Source organism: Streptomyces sp. NPDC058240, assembly GCF_042882135.1.
Classification (GTDB): Bacteria; Actinomycetota; Actinomycetes; order Streptomycetales; family Streptomycetaceae; genus Streptomyces.
This window is the reverse complement of record NZ_JBHVWT010000030.1, coordinates 26,640-40,264: the sequence shown is the minus strand read 5'-3', so window position 1 is coordinate 40,264 and position 13,625 is coordinate 26,640. Positions and strand designations below refer to the sequence as shown.

Below are 13,625 nucleotides of genomic sequence, written 5' to 3'. Positions count from 1 at the left end.
GATTCCCTGGGCGCCCCGTGCTCAGCGCCCGTTCTGTTCCCCGTACCGCAGGAAGTCGTCACGGCGCTCGACGGCCAGTTCCACCAGAAGCCCGGCGAGCGGGCCGGTGTCCTCCCAGTCCAGGGAGACGTGCGTCTCCAGACTGACACGAAGTTGCTTGCGGACCCGGTCCCTGGTGTCCGTCAGGTGCACGATGTCCGGTGAGCGCACGTGGCCGGCGATCTCCACGGTGAGGGCACGGGCGGCTGCCATCAGGTCGGCACCCGGCGGGGTCAGTGCACCTTCCTCCAGCTCCTGTACGAGCAGTCCGTGGACCGGCCGCTCGGTCAACGGGTCGAGTCCACTGCCGGCCCCGGCGTCCTCGGCCTCGTTCGTGTTCATGTCGCCGACCAGCTGGGTGAGCTCGGCGGCGGCCTTCTCGAAGTCGTCCTGCATCTGCTGCAAGATCTCGTCGAGACGTCGGCTGAAGCGGGTGTAGCGGGCCCGGTCGGAGCCGATCTCGGCCGCGATGCGTACCTTGACCGAACTGGACATGTACGAGACCCGGGTACGCGCATCACTGTTGGCGTTGACCCGCTCCATGAAATCCGAGGCGGTGAGCTCGATGGGCGGGACTCGCTGCTCAATGTTCGTCACCTTCAGATGCCGTGCCATCAGCTGCCTGATCTTGGCACCGTAGCGGCGCGGGCTGAAGTCGTCACGCCCGTCGAGGTAGCGGCGACGGGCCAGGTACTGGACCTCCCCGAGGAGCCCGGCGAACGCCTCGTACTTCAAGGCCTCAGGTCGTGGCAGTACGGCGTTGAGGGCGGTGAGGAAGTCGCGTGCGAGCTCGTCGAAATCGGCGCGCAGCAGTGGGTCCTCTAGAGCGGCCAGCAGGTCCTCGCGCTGTTCCTCCACCTTGAGGGAGGTGATGCCCACCCGGTCCAGGAAATCGGAGACGCGGGTACGCAGATCTGCGAGCAGGGCATCGGCCGCAACGTCGGCCTGGAGCAGCAGACGGTCCCGGACCGGCTGGTCGCCCGTGAACGTCTTCTTGTCGAGGTGGTCGACGGATGTGTCGTAGCCGTACAGCTCGCGCAGGTGCGCCTTGTCGTACTCCCCGAGCGAGCGCGCGAGTTCCGGGCCGATCCCGATGAAGTCGACGACCTGGCCCCAACGCTTGTCCCGGTACGGCCGGTTGGTACGGGCGACCGCCTGGAGCAGCCCCGCGCCGGACAGCGCGCGATCGAGGTAGAGCACCTGCTCGACGGGGGCGTCGAAGCCGGTGAGCAGCATCGACTGCACGACCAGGAAGGCCATGGGCGCCTCGCCCGGTTCCTCCTGCTCGGCCACCGGCGGGTCCGGCTGCTGGCCGTCCGGGTGCCAGACCTCCCCCGTTCCGCCAGGCGTGCCCAGTCCGGAAGCCGAGGTCCCGTGGGCGGACACTTTCCACGCGGGGTCCTCGGCAGCGGCGAGCGGGTCGCCGATGCCCTTCTGGAAGCGCTCGATGTAGTCGTCCTGCAGGGACTTGGAGGTCCAGCACTTCCATGCCTCGGGGTCCTTGCGCCCGCTGTTCGGCTGGGCCTCGGAGATCACCACGGCGGCCTCGATGGACCTGAGCAGGTCCCGGTGAGCGACCAGGTCCAGCAGCTCACGTTCCTCCCCTTCGACCTCGAAGGCTGCCATCGGGTCATGGACGAGTTCCGGGTCGAGGGCGTCGATCTGCTCCACCAGGCGGTTCCGTGCCGCGAGGAGGGCGTCCCTGTATCGGACCGCCGCGAGCCGGGAAACAGCAGCGAGCTGGGCGCCGAAGCGGTCGGGCAGCGCGTTCCGCGCCCAGTGCCGCAGCATGTAGTCGGCCTTCGCCTCGATCACGGAGGGCGCTTCGAGGATCTCCTTGCGCCGCGCGAACTTCTCCAGGACGCGCTCGCGCTGTACGGGGTCTGCGGGCACCTTCTCGTCGAACTCGGCATCCAGCGCCGCCTTCTCGATCACTTCCAGCGGGACGCTGTACGCCTCGTAGCGCACCGGGACCACGGCCCCGTCCCGCTCGGCGTCGCGCAGGGTGTAGAGGTCGGCGAAGGGGCCGAAGATGTCCTCGGTGGTCTTCCGGTCGCCACTGAGGATCGGGGTTCCGGTGAAGCCGACCATCATGGCGTTCGGCAGCATGGCGCGCAGTCGCGCGTGCTGCCACTGGTCCTGGCCCCTATGGGCCTCGTCGATCAGGACGACGATGTCCGGGCTCGGGTTCTGAACGCGGTTGTACAGATAGCCTTCGCCGTCGTCTCCTCCAGGAAGTTTCTCCTCGCGGCCGTCGTACTCCGAGTCATCCCTGCGTGCCTTCTGCAACGTGACGAGGACGAGGTCGGGCACGTCCACCGCGAGGTAGCCGCGCGCCTGCGCCACGCTGGAGGCCCGGTAGATCTTCTGGTTGCTCGCAGCGAGGCTCCCCCGGATCTGCTTCTCCAGGTCGAGCCGGTCCGTCACCACGACGACCTTGTGTTCCTTGAGACCGGGTGTACTGCGGAGATGGCGTACGAGGAAGGCCATGGTGAGGCTCTTCCCGGAGCCCTGGGTGTGCCAGACGACTCCGCCCCGCTGATCGACCGGCTCACCGGCGTCGATCTTCCTGCGCCGTTCCAGCAGGCGCTGGGCCAGTTTGTGCACGGCCTTGAACTGCGGGTAGCGGCCGATGATCTTGACGGTACGCTGGCCGCTCCCGGCCTGGGTGGTGAAATCCCGGACCAGGGACAGCAGATGTGCCGGTCTCAGCACACCGGCCACCAGGATGTCCTGGTCGCTCAGCGCGGTGCCGATGCTCCTGCCGGTCTCCTCGCGTACCTGCTCCTCGGTGGCGGGCAGGGTGGTCCGCCAGGGCGCGAAGCGCAGCGGGTCGGCGGTGACGGTGCCGAGCTCGGCGTGGTCCCGGTCCGTTCCGATCAGCACCTGGGCGAAGCGTACGAACTCCGCGACGGGCGCCGGCGCGTCCACGCCCGCGTAGCCGATGACCTGCTCGACGGCCGCGTCCAGCGCCGCGCGCTGTTCCTGCCGGGCGGACACCAAAGGCGCCTTGCACTCGATGACGACCCAGGGCAGACCGTTGATGAACAGGACGATGTCCGGGATGACGGGTTCGGCATTCTTGCGTTCCACCCGGAACTGCGAAACGGCGAGGAAGTCGTTGCCGTTCTCGAACTCACCGTCCCAGTCGACGAGTTTGATGTGTTCGGGCTTGCCTTTGGTCCAGCCGGGGACGGTCTGGGAGTGGATCCCCTTACGCAGGAGATCGGTCGCGTCCAGGTTGCCCGCGACGCCCCTTCCCGGGCTTCCGAATCCCGGCGCCGTGCCCTGGACCCGGGCGAGGAGGTGATTCAGCTGGGCGTCGGACAGCCAGGTCCTGCCGTGGGGGCCAGGGTTGATGCGGGCCACCGCGTCCCGGAACCGTTGTGCGTAGACGACCTGCTCGAAGCTCGTCCGCCCGGAAGGGCCCGGCTCGGTCACTGTGCCGTGCGGAGGGCCGCCTTCGAGGTGCGTCCACCCCATGGCGGTCAGCTGCCTGGTCAGCGGCTTCTCGGTCTTGTCGTACTCCGGCTGCCCCATGCCTGGTCTCCCCGCGCGCCCGTCACCGTACGTCCCACCCGCACCCGTATGGGTGTACGCGGAACTCTACCGGCGGGCGCCGGATCGACCAGGGCGGACGGCGGGGCCGCCGAGCGGGGGCGGCGGTCAGCTGGTGAGCGCCAGCTCGAACCAGATGGTCTTGCCGCCCGAGCCCAACTCTCCGTCCCCTATGGCGCATCCGCCCCAGCGGTCGGCGACGAGTTCGAGGATGGCCATGCCCCGCCCTGCTTCGGCCTCCGGGCCGACGGCCGGCCTGTAGGGCTTGGGCAGATCCGGGCTCAGGTCCCAGACGCTGACTCTGAGCACGGGGTGCAGCCACTGGAGCCGCACACCGGCGGGACCCTGGGCGTGCCGCACGGAGTTGGTGGTCAGCTCGGAGGTCAACAGCTCTGCGCGGTAGCTGAGTTCGGTCAGTTCATGCGCCCCGAGGACGGCCCGGAGGGTGGTGCGGGCAATGCGGGGGCCGCGCGGGTCGCGGGGGAAGACGAGTTCGTAGCTCCAGGGGTCGGCGAAGGGGATGGGAGTGGGGTGGAGCGCGTACGGGGTGTCGTCGTACGGGGCGTGCGGGGCGTAGGGGGTGGGCTCGGTCCTCACGGGCACCTCCTGGGGTGCGAGTGGATGGGTGAGTGGGTGAAGTGGGCGTGCGCCAGGGTGGGTTGCGGCTGTTGCGCCGCGAGCGACGGTGGCAATGCCGGTCCGGGGCCTGCCTTCCGGGTGGGCAGCGTGGATCGGTGCGCTTCCGTCGATAACGGTGAGCGAGTGGCGCACACCAGAGAGTAGAGGTCGACCCCATAACGGTGCTACCAAGTCACTCCGAAGGGTTAACTTCCCGGTTTCGGTGGACCGCGACGTTTCCGCCGGAAACACTGTGCGCGGGTCCAGCAGAGAACGAGGACGACACATGGCACCACGACATGCCCCCACCATCCTTCAGCGCCGATTCGGCATCGAGTTGAGGCGGCTCCGAGAAGCAGCTGGCATGACGGCCCCAGAGGCCGCGGGTCTATTGGGGACCGATCGGACGGTCATCTCCAATGTGGAGGCTGGGCGGTTCGGTATCAGCGAGGAGCGCCTGCGGCGCCTGGGCAGCATCTACGAATGCGACGAACCAGATTTGATCGACGCACTGGCGGGACTGACAGGTGGACGCAGGGCGGGCTGGTGGGAGGAGTACCGGGGCAAGATCCCGCCAGGCTTTCTGGATGTGTCAGCCCTGGAGAACTATGCAGTTCGCCTGCGCACGGTCCAGACTGCGCATCTGCCCGGCCTGTTCCACACAGAAGACCACGCACGCGCCATCTTCGAACTCTTCGTCCCGTCGCTGCCCCGTCTCGAAGTCGAACTACGGGTGGCGCACCGCATGGCCCGCCAGTCCGTGATCATGGGGGATCAAGAGATCCCGTACTCCGGTGTGATCCACGAAGCCGCAATCAGGATGCAGCTCGGAGGCCGCAGCGCTGCGCGCGCCCAACTGCTACACCTGCTGGATGCCGGCGAGCGCGCCAACGTAGCGCTTCAGGTCATCCCGTTCACGGCGGGCGGTTACCCGCTCCTCGGCGACTCTTCCGTCCTGTACGCGGAGGCCCCCAATCACCATCTGGACACGGTACAGATGGACTCACCGACCGGGGCGGTGTTCATCGACTCCCCCACGCAGCTGGCCAACTTCCGCACCAAACTGGACTTGGTCGAGAAGGTGGCGTTGACTCCTTCCGAGTCCAGGGACTTTATCCACGCCGTCGCCAAGGAGCTGTAAGTGGTGTCTCACGTGTCCGACCTGCGCTGGGTGAAGTCGTCGTTCTCCGACGCAGGGGGGAACAACTGCGTTGAGGTTGCCGCGGTGGAGGACGAGGGCATTGCACTTCGGGAAAGCGACAGCCCCGGTACCGTCCTGATAATTAGCCAGTCCGCGCTGCGCGCCCTCTTGTTCGCAGTTAAGAGCCGGGACACCTGACGCGTCACTGGACGCTTGTCACCCAGCCAACAGGTCCTCAACCGCGGAAGCCTGCAGCACCCGAATTTTGCCGATCTGCTGCTTCGCACTCTCGACTGAGCGGCTGGCCACTTGCCACGCCTCGGTGATGCGGCGCTGCTTCTCGAGGTTGACACGGGGAAAGGGAACCCCCGCGAGGAGCTTTGAGTTGATCGTGTACAGGCCGGAGCTAGTCGTGCAACGCGTACGCCAGTAACTGCGGACCACCGAGGCATTGAGCCACAGCGCAGCGAACTCAGGAAGCACGTCGTCGAACCTGAGGCGGAAAAGGTGGTTCTGGTAAAGCAGCCCACTCGACGTTTCGTCAACGACTGCAGCTCTGCCGATCTGTTCGGGATTCGCGTGCCCCTCCACGACGAGCACATCGCCCTGTACCAGCTCGTAACGAGGACGATCACGTTCCTGACCCTCCAGGACAGCAATGTCGTCGGCATCGATCCAACCTTTGCGTACGTTCGCCACGCGCAAGTAGCCCACGGCGTTACGGCGAGGCGCCCGGTGCGCTCCGAGCGTGACGCCTGCTTGACATTCGGTAGCCACATCGTCCAGCACTACGAGCTTGTCCACGCACTGCTGGAGAAGTGACTCGCTCAGGCCGGAAAGCAGGGCGGCACGTTTGTCCGCCTGCTTCTGCAGAGCCCCGATCCGCCGCTCGAAGGCGGCGTGCACGGCGACGATCCGGCGCTGTTCCGCCAGAGGAACCTTGGGAACCTCAAGCCTCTGAATGTCAGTCTTCGAGATCTTGTACTGGCCGCTGGTACCCCTCATGACGGAGTCAATCTGTCGGCGCAGTGCAGCCGATGACAAGGCAATTCCCAAGAACCTTGAATCCAATCGATCCGGATCTGGGGCAAGACGGAATACCAGGTCCGGCAGGAGAAGCCTCGGCCGCACGCTGCCAACGGAGCACGCAACGCCCACGAGCGCTTTCACTCCGTTCGCCCGGGACATCAGGACATCCCCGGGCTTGACCTCGAACGTCGGACGTGGGGCCAGCGGGGCCGGAAGCCGCTTTGCTTCTGTTGCCACAAATTTCCCGGACGTGACAGCACTGAGCCGCAGGACGCCCCATTCATCGGGCGCAGGAGGCGCCGCATCACAGACAGGGCTCCACCCCGTCTCCACCTTTCTCAGGAGGCCTTTCAGGGGAACTGTGACTCGCCCGACAACCGATCCCTCGCTACCGCGCATACCCCAGCTCCTCCAGCCACTTCCCCAGCTCGCCCGCAGCCCCGTCGCTCTCCGTCTCCAAGTTGGTCAGCGACACCGCGTACTTCTCCACCCAGTTCCGGAACGCCGCCACCAGCTCGCGCCTCCGCCCAGCCGTAGCCGAGTCCAGGCGCCCGGACAGGTCCGCGTCCAGGGCCTCCAGCACCACCCGCTCCGGGCCGCCCTCCTCAGCCAGCACCACGTCCCGTGCGGCCCGCAGCTGGCGTAGGAACACCTCGTCCAGGGCCTTCCGCTTCTTCCTGGCCGCAGCCAGGGCTCTCTTGCACGCGGCGGCGTCGCGGGTCAGCGCGGCGATCTCCTCCGCCGAGGCCACCGGAGCGGCGTCCTCCTCCGGCTCGGCGCCGTCCACACCCTCCGCAGCCCCGTCCGCGTCCTCGTCCCCCTCCGCCGGCCCCTTCGCCTCGGCCAGCGCCTCCAGCGCCGTCTTGTACGCCACGTCTGCCTCGGTGACCGCCGTGTCCGCCACCGCCACCGCGTCCAGGAACTCCGGGATCAGTACGCGCACGACCGGCTGGTCCATGGCGCGGCGGCGGTCGACCGCCGTAACCGTCGTCTTGCGGGTCGTGGTGTCGTCGTCGGGGATCACAGGCTCGACGATCGCCTCGACCGAGTCGACCCAGCCGGTCAGCACCCGCTCGAACCCGCCCGCCGCCAGCGCCTTCATGTCGTAGCGGTTGGTGGCCCACCAGTCGGCGATGATGCCGGCCGTGGTGAACTCGTCGATCACGCCGACGGCGCCGATGTCCCGCTTGAACGAGTCCAGGAGCCCACTCCGCAGCTTCATCAGCTCACGGTCGGCCGCGAGCCCCGCGAAGAGCGGCGCGTGGGCCTTCCACCACGTGGCGTACACCTCGTCCAGCTCCGACTTCTTCTTCTCCGCCAGCCACGGGATGCGGGCCGCCGTCGCGTCGGGGCCCTCCGGCAGGAAATCGTAGTAGTCCGGGTCGTCGTCCCGTACGGCGAACAGCTCCGTCGCGTCCACGCCGAACGAGCGGAACAGCTCGGCTCGGTCTGCTACCTCGGTCACCGGAACGCCGCCGTACAAATGCGCTCGTACGTCCTGGGGTTCGGCGGGCGGCGAGTTGTCCACCCAGCGGCGGATGTTGAGATTGGCCTCGGCAGCCTGCAGGTCCTCGACCTCGACCTCACGCGAGTACCGGGGGATCTGACGCCACTGCTGGTACGTGGTGACGATCTTCTCGACGTGTTCCGGGCGGAGTTCGTTCTGGTTCCGGCCCGCCGTGAAGTCCCGGTCGGCGTTGATGAACAGAACCTTGCCCACCCGCTTGGCACGCTTGCGGTGCGGGCGGCGGAGCACCAGCACACAGGCCGGGATGCCCGTCCCGTAGAACAGGTTCGGGCCGAGGCCGATGACCGCCTCGATACAGTCGTCCTTGAGGAGCTGCTCGCGGATGTCTCGTTCCTTACCACCCCGGAACAGCACCCCGTGCGGCATGACGATCGCCGCGACGCCCTCCTCCTCCAGCACGGCCACCATGTGCTGGACGAACATGAGGTCGGCCTTCTTGCCGCCCTCCGGCGCCCAGTGCTTCATCCGCTTCCCGTGGTTCTTGTCGGCCTCGGCGACCAGGGAGGCGTCGTAGTTCAGGGAGAACGGCGGGTTGGAAAGGACCTTGGTGAACCGGCGCAGTTGCGTGGTGCCCGGCTGGAAGTGCAGCGGTTCGGTGAGGGTGTCACCGTGCTGGAGGTCGAACTCCCGGATGCCGTGCAGCACCATGTTCATGCTGGCCATGGACCAGGAGGGGCCGTTCTTGTCCTGGCCGTTGACCGAGAGGTGCGTCGGGTTCTCGCCGTGCTCCTCCACGTGCTCGCGGGCCGCGATCAGCATGCCGCCGGAGCCGGCACACGGGTCGTAGACGGACTCCTGGGCCTTCGGGTCGACGAGCCGGACCATCATGCGTACGACAGCGCGCGGGGTGTAGAACTCCCCGCCCTTCTGCCCGGCCGAGTCGGCGAACTCCCCCAGCAGGAATTCGTAGGCCGCGCCCAGCATGTCGGGGAACTCGAAGTCCTCGTTGCGCAGCCGGTAGAGCGTGAAGTGGCGGATCAGCTGGGACAGTTCGGCATCGGTGAAGCGGGGCTTCGTACCGACGACCTCGTTGAAGCTGATGTGTGTGGTCACACCGGCGAGGCGGTCGTTGCCCTCGCTGAGCGCCACCATCGCCTGGTCGAGCCGCTCGCCGACCTGGCTGGTGAGGGTCTGGATGCCAGGCGCGGGGTTCTCCGGGTGCTCCAGGTCGCGGTGGGGCCCCTTCCACCAGCGTGCCCGGGGCGGCACGTAGAAGACCTGGGTGTACGAGTCCTTGTCGTTGGCCCGCCGCAGCGCCTTCGTCTCGTCCTTCGTACGCTCCAGGGCCTCGCGGTACACCCGGTCCCACTCGGGCTGGAACTCGTCCGAGGCACGCTTCAGGAAGAGCATCCCGAAGATGTAGTCCCGGTACTCGGAGGCGTCCATCCGACCGCGCAGGATGTCGGCGGCCGAATACAGGTGCCGTTCGAGCTCGGGCAGGGTGATTCTGGCCACGCGCCATTCCTTCGTACGTACGGTGAGGGGATCGGGATGCTCAGGGAAGCGTAGACGTCCCGTGGATCCGGTGCGGACCGATGACCGGATTGGGCGACATCCCGAGTGATCAGGCGTCCACGATTTCGAGACTCACCAGCAGCCGCCAGACATCGGTGGACGGGTCACGGTCGAGGACCGGGCAGTCGGCGGCGTGGCCCGAGTGCGGGATCAGTGGATCGGGGCGCTCGGGAGCACCTTCCCACTGGTAGCGGTCCTTCCGGGTGGACTTCGCCTTGCATCTGTCGTGCTCGCACTGGGCGACCAGGCTCCGCGCATGGCTGACGGCGGCGGACTCCTTCTCCTCCAGGGCCGTGCGACGCCCGTCCTTGACGCTCTTGTCGTTCCGTTTGTCGAAGTTCTTGAAGGCCGGGTCCGCCTGCCGCAGCGCGTCCACCACGTGTTCGCTGCTGCCGCTGCGCTTGCCACCGAACGCCTGGAAATGGAGCAGCAGCCACAGGTCGAACGAGGGGTGCGAGAAGCAGACCTCGGTGCCCTGCTCGGCCGCCAGCTCCAGGGCCTCGGGGATGTCGTGGTGCTGATCCCGGTCGAAGAGGGCCCAGGCCTCGTCCTCCTCTGCCTTGGCCTGAACCTGGGCGACCACCCTGGCCGGGGTCAGTCCGTTCTTGGCGTACACCGGCTGGATCCGGAACCGTCGTCCGCCGGTGAGGCTGCCGTCCCCGAATCGTTCGTTCAGGTAGTTGAGGTAGTCCGGCTCGGTGGACTCGCCCTCGCAGCCGACATAGAGCACCCGTTGCGCCCGCGTATCGGCGGGAGGCGGTGGCGCGGGGGCCACGAGGGGCTTCTCCTCGCCCTTGCGGCTCTTACGCTTCCGCCGGGGCGGCTCGTCCGCCTGCCCTTCGGTACCGTGCTGTCCCTGCTGCCCACCCCGCGTACTCACGCTGTTGCCTTCTCCTCCTGCCAGGACAGTTCGCGGGCGATCTCCCCCGCGCTGACTCGGGGCACTCCGCCGTAGCGCCCGCGCAGATAGCCACGCTCCAGGTTCTCGCCGTCCTTCGGGTGGGCGGCGGTCAGCGGATAGATCTCCGTCGCGCCCGACCGGTCCTTGGACGCGATCCAGACCTGGTCGCGGGCGAGCGGTCGGTCCAGCACTTCGCTGCCGAGGAGGGTGGCGTCGTGCGTGGTGAAGATCAGCTGCGCGTTGCGCGGGTTGGCCTTCGGGTCCTGGAAGATCCGCACGACCTCAGCCGCCAGCGTCGGGTGCAAGGAGGAGTCCAGCTCGTCCACGAGCAGCACCGCCCCCTTGTCGAGCACGGTGAACATCGGCCCGAGGAAGGCGAACCAGGCGTGCGTGCCGAAAGACTCCTCGGTGAGGAAGTCCAGCGGGGTATCGGTTCCGTCCCCCGTGCGGTGCCGCAGCCTGACCGCCCCGGTATCCGGGTCGACTTCCATGCCGGTGACGCCGAGATCGGCGGCGGCCAGCAGATGCAGGACCCGCTCGCGGTATCCGTCCTTCGCGTTCTGCTCGATGAGGTCCAGGGTCCACCTGGTGCGGTGCCCGACGTCCTCGCCGGGTGTCACGAGCCACAGGTTGTCCAGGAACCACCGATGCAGTGCGGAGAGTTGGGGGTCGTTCAGCGTGGCGGCGGTGGACAGGAACAGGGCGTCCTCGCGGGTGACGGACACCAGGAGCTCGCGATTGCCCTTGAAGCCCCCGCCCTCGAAGACGAACTCCCCGCCCTCCGAATCGGGACGGTCCGCTTCCCGGTCGAACCAGGTCTCCCGCTTGCCCCCGGGGTAGGCATGCAGCCATTCCGCCTCGACTCGCTCGTCCGAGAGCTCAAAGCCGTAGGTGAACCGGGTGCGGCTGCGGCCGAGGGTGAGGTCCACCTCGTAGAGGCTGGTCTCTTCCGCGGATTCCCGGTCGAGCTTGAAAGGTTCGCGGGGCACCCCTGGTGTCTTCGCCCAGTCCGCGAAGGACGTGCGGACAGCGGCGCGCATCTCGCGCAGTGCGCTGAGCATGTTGCTCTTGCCCGCTGCGTTGGCCCCGAAGACACCCAGCACCGGAAGCGCCGACACCTCGTGCCCGTCATGGCTCAGCCCGGTCGCACGCGCGCGGCTCTCCCCGGATTCCGAGCCGATCAACGACAGCTCGCACTCATCACGGATGGAGCGATGGTTGGCCACCCGGAAACGCAGCAGCACCCTCGGCCTCCCGACAGGACGGGGAGGCTGACCCCGTCGTACGTACACCACCTGCGGACGATCCGCAGGTGCAGCCTATGACGCCGTCCGCTGCCGTGCCAGCCCTGTCCTGTCCTGCCCTGCCCTGCCCCCTAGGCTCGGGCGCCCCGGTCGGTCAGACTGATGCTGCCGCAGCCGTCTCCCGCCGTACCGTCGTGGCGATCGTCGCCGAGCCGACCACCCGCGTCCCGTCGTACAGCACGACCGCCTGGCCGGGGGCCACGCCCCGTACCGGCTCGGTGAACGTGACGTTCAGCGTTCCGTCGACGAGTTCGGCCGTGACCTCGGTCTCGCCGCCGTGGGCGCGGAGCTGGGCGGTGTAGGTGCCGGGGGCGGTCGGGGCCGTGCCGCACCAGCGGGGCTTGATGGCGGTAAGGACGGTGACGTCGAGGGACTCGGCCGGGCCGACCGTCACCGTGTTGTTGACCGGAGAGATGTCCAGGACGTAGCGCGGCTTGCCGTCGGGGGCGGGGTGGCCGATGCGCAGGCCCTTGCGCTGGCCGATGGTGAAGCCGAAGGCGCCCTCGTGGGTGCCGACCTTCGCGCCCGACTCGTCGACGATGTCGCCCTCGGCGGTGCCGAGGCGGCTTGCCAGGAAGCCCTGGGTGTCGCCGTCGGCGATGAAGCAGATGTCGTGGCTGTCGGGCTTCTTGGCGACGGCGAGGCCCCGACGCTCGGCCTCGGCGCGGATCTCGTCCTTGGTGGTGAGGGTGTCACCGAGCGGGAACATCGCGTGGGCGAGCTGCTTCTCGTCCAGGACACCGAGGACGTACGACTGGTCCTTGGCCATGTCGGAGGCGCGGTGCAGCTCGCGGCTGCCGTCCTCGTTCAGGACGACGGTGGCGTAGTGGCCGGTGCAGACCGCGTCGAAGCCGAGCGCGAGGGCCTTGTCGAGGAGTGCGGCGAACTTGATCTTCTCGTTGCAGCGCAGGCACGGGTTGGGCGTGCGGCCCGCCTCGTACTCGGCGATGAAGTCGTCCACGACGTCCTCGCGGAAGCGTTCCGCCAGGTCCCAGACGTAGAACGGGATGCCGATGACGTCCGCCGCGCGGCGGGCGTCGCGGGAGTCCTCGATCGTGCAACAGCCGCGCGCCCCGGTACGGAAGGACTGCGGGTTGGCGGAGAGGGCGAGGTGCACACCGGTCACGTCGTGGCCCGCCTCGGCGGCGCGGGCCGCGGCGACGGCGGAGTCGACACCGCCCGACATGGCGGCGAGCACACGGAGGGGGCGCTGGGAAGTCTCAGTCATAGCCCCACCAGAGTACGGGGCGCCGGGAACCGAACGCTCTCGGATATGCGTTGTGGCTCACATGGGGACCAAGGGGACATCGGGCGCCAAGAGCTCCGGGGGCGCGAAGTCCGGGCACGGCATCAGCCGGCGCGGGCTGCTGATCGGTGCCGCGGTCACGGCCGCGGGCACCGCCGCGCTGGCGCGGGAGGAGCTGAAGCACGCCTGGTGGCGGCTGCCAGGGGTGGACAAGCCCCGCAAGCCCGGCGAGGTGGATTACGCGCGGGCCCAGTGGATATCGGCCTCGTCGGCCAACTGGCGGAAGGCCGACCGCCCCGACGACTACACCATCGACCGGGTTGTCATCCATGTCACCCAGGGCAGCTACCAGGGCGCGGTGAAGGTCTTCCAGGACCCGGGGCACGGAGCGGCGGCGCACTACGTGGTGCGCAAGGACGGCCATGTGACGCAGATGATCCGTGAGCTGGATGTGGCGTTCCACGCGGGGAACAGGTCGTTCAACGAGCGAAGCGTCGGCATAGAGCACGAGGGCTTCGTGGACCGGCCGCAGGACTTCACGGCGGCGATGTACGGGGCCTCTGCGCGGCTCACGGCCGCGATCTGCGGGCGGTACGGGATGCCGGTGGACCGGGAGCACATCATCGGGCATGTGGAGGTGCCGGGCACGGACCACACCGATCCGGGCAAGCACTGGGACTGGGACCGGTATCTGAAGCTGGTCCGCGCGGCGGACACGCGCTGACGGCACGATCGCCGGACGGGCC

10 protein-coding genes are annotated in these 13,625 nt (G+C 68.1%); 3 read left to right on the top strand and 7 right to left on the bottom strand.

Translation table 11 applies throughout. The features are described 5' to 3' along the window. Positions 1 to 21: 21 nt before the first annotated feature. Positions 22 to 3,579, bottom strand: a complete 3,558-nt coding sequence (locus ACFVX4_RS30980; protein ID WP_389983472.1) for a type I restriction endonuclease subunit R — start codon at positions 3,577 to 3,579, stop codon at positions 22 to 24. Between the two features lie 126 nt (positions 3,580 to 3,705). Next, on the bottom strand, positions 3,706 to 4,194 hold the full coding sequence (locus tag ACFVX4_RS30975; RefSeq protein WP_389983470.1) for an ATP-binding protein: 489 nt from the start codon (positions 4,192 to 4,194) through the stop codon (positions 3,706 to 3,708). A gap of 307 nt (positions 4,195 to 4,501) precedes the next feature. On the opposite strand from ACFVX4_RS30975, the gene ACFVX4_RS30970 reads away from it, so the two are divergent. Both ACFVX4_RS30970 and ACFVX4_RS30965 read left to right on the top strand, forming a co-directional pair. Beyond that, positions 4,502 to 5,356 (top strand): helix-turn-helix domain-containing protein, encoded by an 855-nt coding sequence (locus ACFVX4_RS30970; RefSeq protein ID WP_389983467.1) that lies wholly within the window; start codon positions 4,502 to 4,504, stop codon positions 5,354 to 5,356. A gap of 12 nt (positions 5,357 to 5,368) precedes the next feature. Continuing rightward, positions 5,369 to 5,554, top strand: coding sequence for a DUF397 domain-containing protein (locus ACFVX4_RS30965; protein WP_389983464.1), 186 nt, complete (start codon positions 5,369 to 5,371; stop codon positions 5,552 to 5,554). A gap of 18 nt (positions 5,555 to 5,572) precedes the next feature. On the opposite strand, the gene ACFVX4_RS30960 is transcribed toward ACFVX4_RS30965, so the two are convergent. From ACFVX4_RS30960 to mnmA, 5 genes are all read right to left on the bottom strand, one after another. Next, the gene (locus ACFVX4_RS30960; protein ID WP_389983461.1) at positions 5,573 to 6,361 is read right to left on the bottom strand and encodes a hypothetical protein; all 789 of its coding nucleotides are present in this window, start codon (positions 6,359 to 6,361) and stop codon (positions 5,573 to 5,575) included. Between the two features lie 412 nt (positions 6,362 to 6,773). After that, positions 6,774 to 9,368 carry an N-6 DNA methylase gene (locus tag ACFVX4_RS30955; protein WP_389983458.1) on the bottom strand — a complete coding sequence of 865 codons (2,595 nt, stop codon included), beginning with the start codon at positions 9,366 to 9,368 and terminating at the stop codon, positions 6,774 to 6,776. A gap of 109 nt (positions 9,369 to 9,477) precedes the next feature. After that, on the bottom strand, positions 9,478 to 10,308 hold the full coding sequence (locus tag ACFVX4_RS30950; protein ID WP_389983455.1) for an RloB family protein: 831 nt from the start codon (positions 10,306 to 10,308) through the stop codon (positions 9,478 to 9,480). Next, entirely contained in the window at positions 10,305 to 11,573 is a 1,269-nt protein-coding gene (locus tag ACFVX4_RS30945) for an ATP/GTP-binding protein (RefSeq protein WP_389983452.1), read from the bottom strand. The genes ACFVX4_RS30950 and ACFVX4_RS30945 overlap by 4 nt, the downstream gene beginning before the upstream one ends. A gap of 154 nt (positions 11,574 to 11,727) precedes the next feature. Next, on the bottom strand, positions 11,728 to 12,861 hold the full coding sequence (gene mnmA / locus ACFVX4_RS30940) for a tRNA 2-thiouridine(34) synthase MnmA (RefSeq protein ID WP_389983449.1): 1,134 nt from the start codon (positions 12,859 to 12,861) through the stop codon (positions 11,728 to 11,730). A gap of 61 nt (positions 12,862 to 12,922) precedes the next feature. Here mnmA and ACFVX4_RS30935 point away from each other — a divergent pair, with 61 nt between their 5' ends. Continuing rightward, positions 12,923 to 13,603: an N-acetylmuramoyl-L-alanine amidase gene (locus ACFVX4_RS30935; RefSeq protein WP_389983447.1), complete on the top strand. Its 681-nt coding sequence runs from the start codon at positions 12,923 to 12,925 to the stop codon at positions 13,601 to 13,603. Positions 13,604 to 13,625: the final 22 nt, after the last annotated feature.

Excerpts from the sequence above, each read along its gene's own strand:
- mnmA (WP_389983449.1), bottom strand. The coding sequence starts at position 12,861 with ATGACTGAGACTTCCCAGCGCCCCCTCCGTGTGCTCGCCGCCATGTCG.
- ACFVX4_RS30960 (WP_389983461.1), bottom strand. The coding sequence starts at position 6,361 with ATGAGGGGTACCAGCGGCCAGTACAAGATCTCGAAGACTGACATTCAG.
- ACFVX4_RS30935 (WP_389983447.1), top strand. The coding sequence starts at position 12,923 with ATGGGGACCAAGGGGACATCGGGCGCCAAGAGCTCCGGGGGCGCGAAG.
- ACFVX4_RS30970 (WP_389983467.1), top strand. The coding sequence starts at position 4,502 with ATGGCACCACGACATGCCCCCACCATCCTTCAGCGCCGATTCGGCATC.
- ACFVX4_RS30980 (WP_389983472.1), bottom strand. The coding sequence starts at position 3,579 with ATGGGGCAGCCGGAGTACGACAAGACCGAGAAGCCGCTGACCAGGCAG.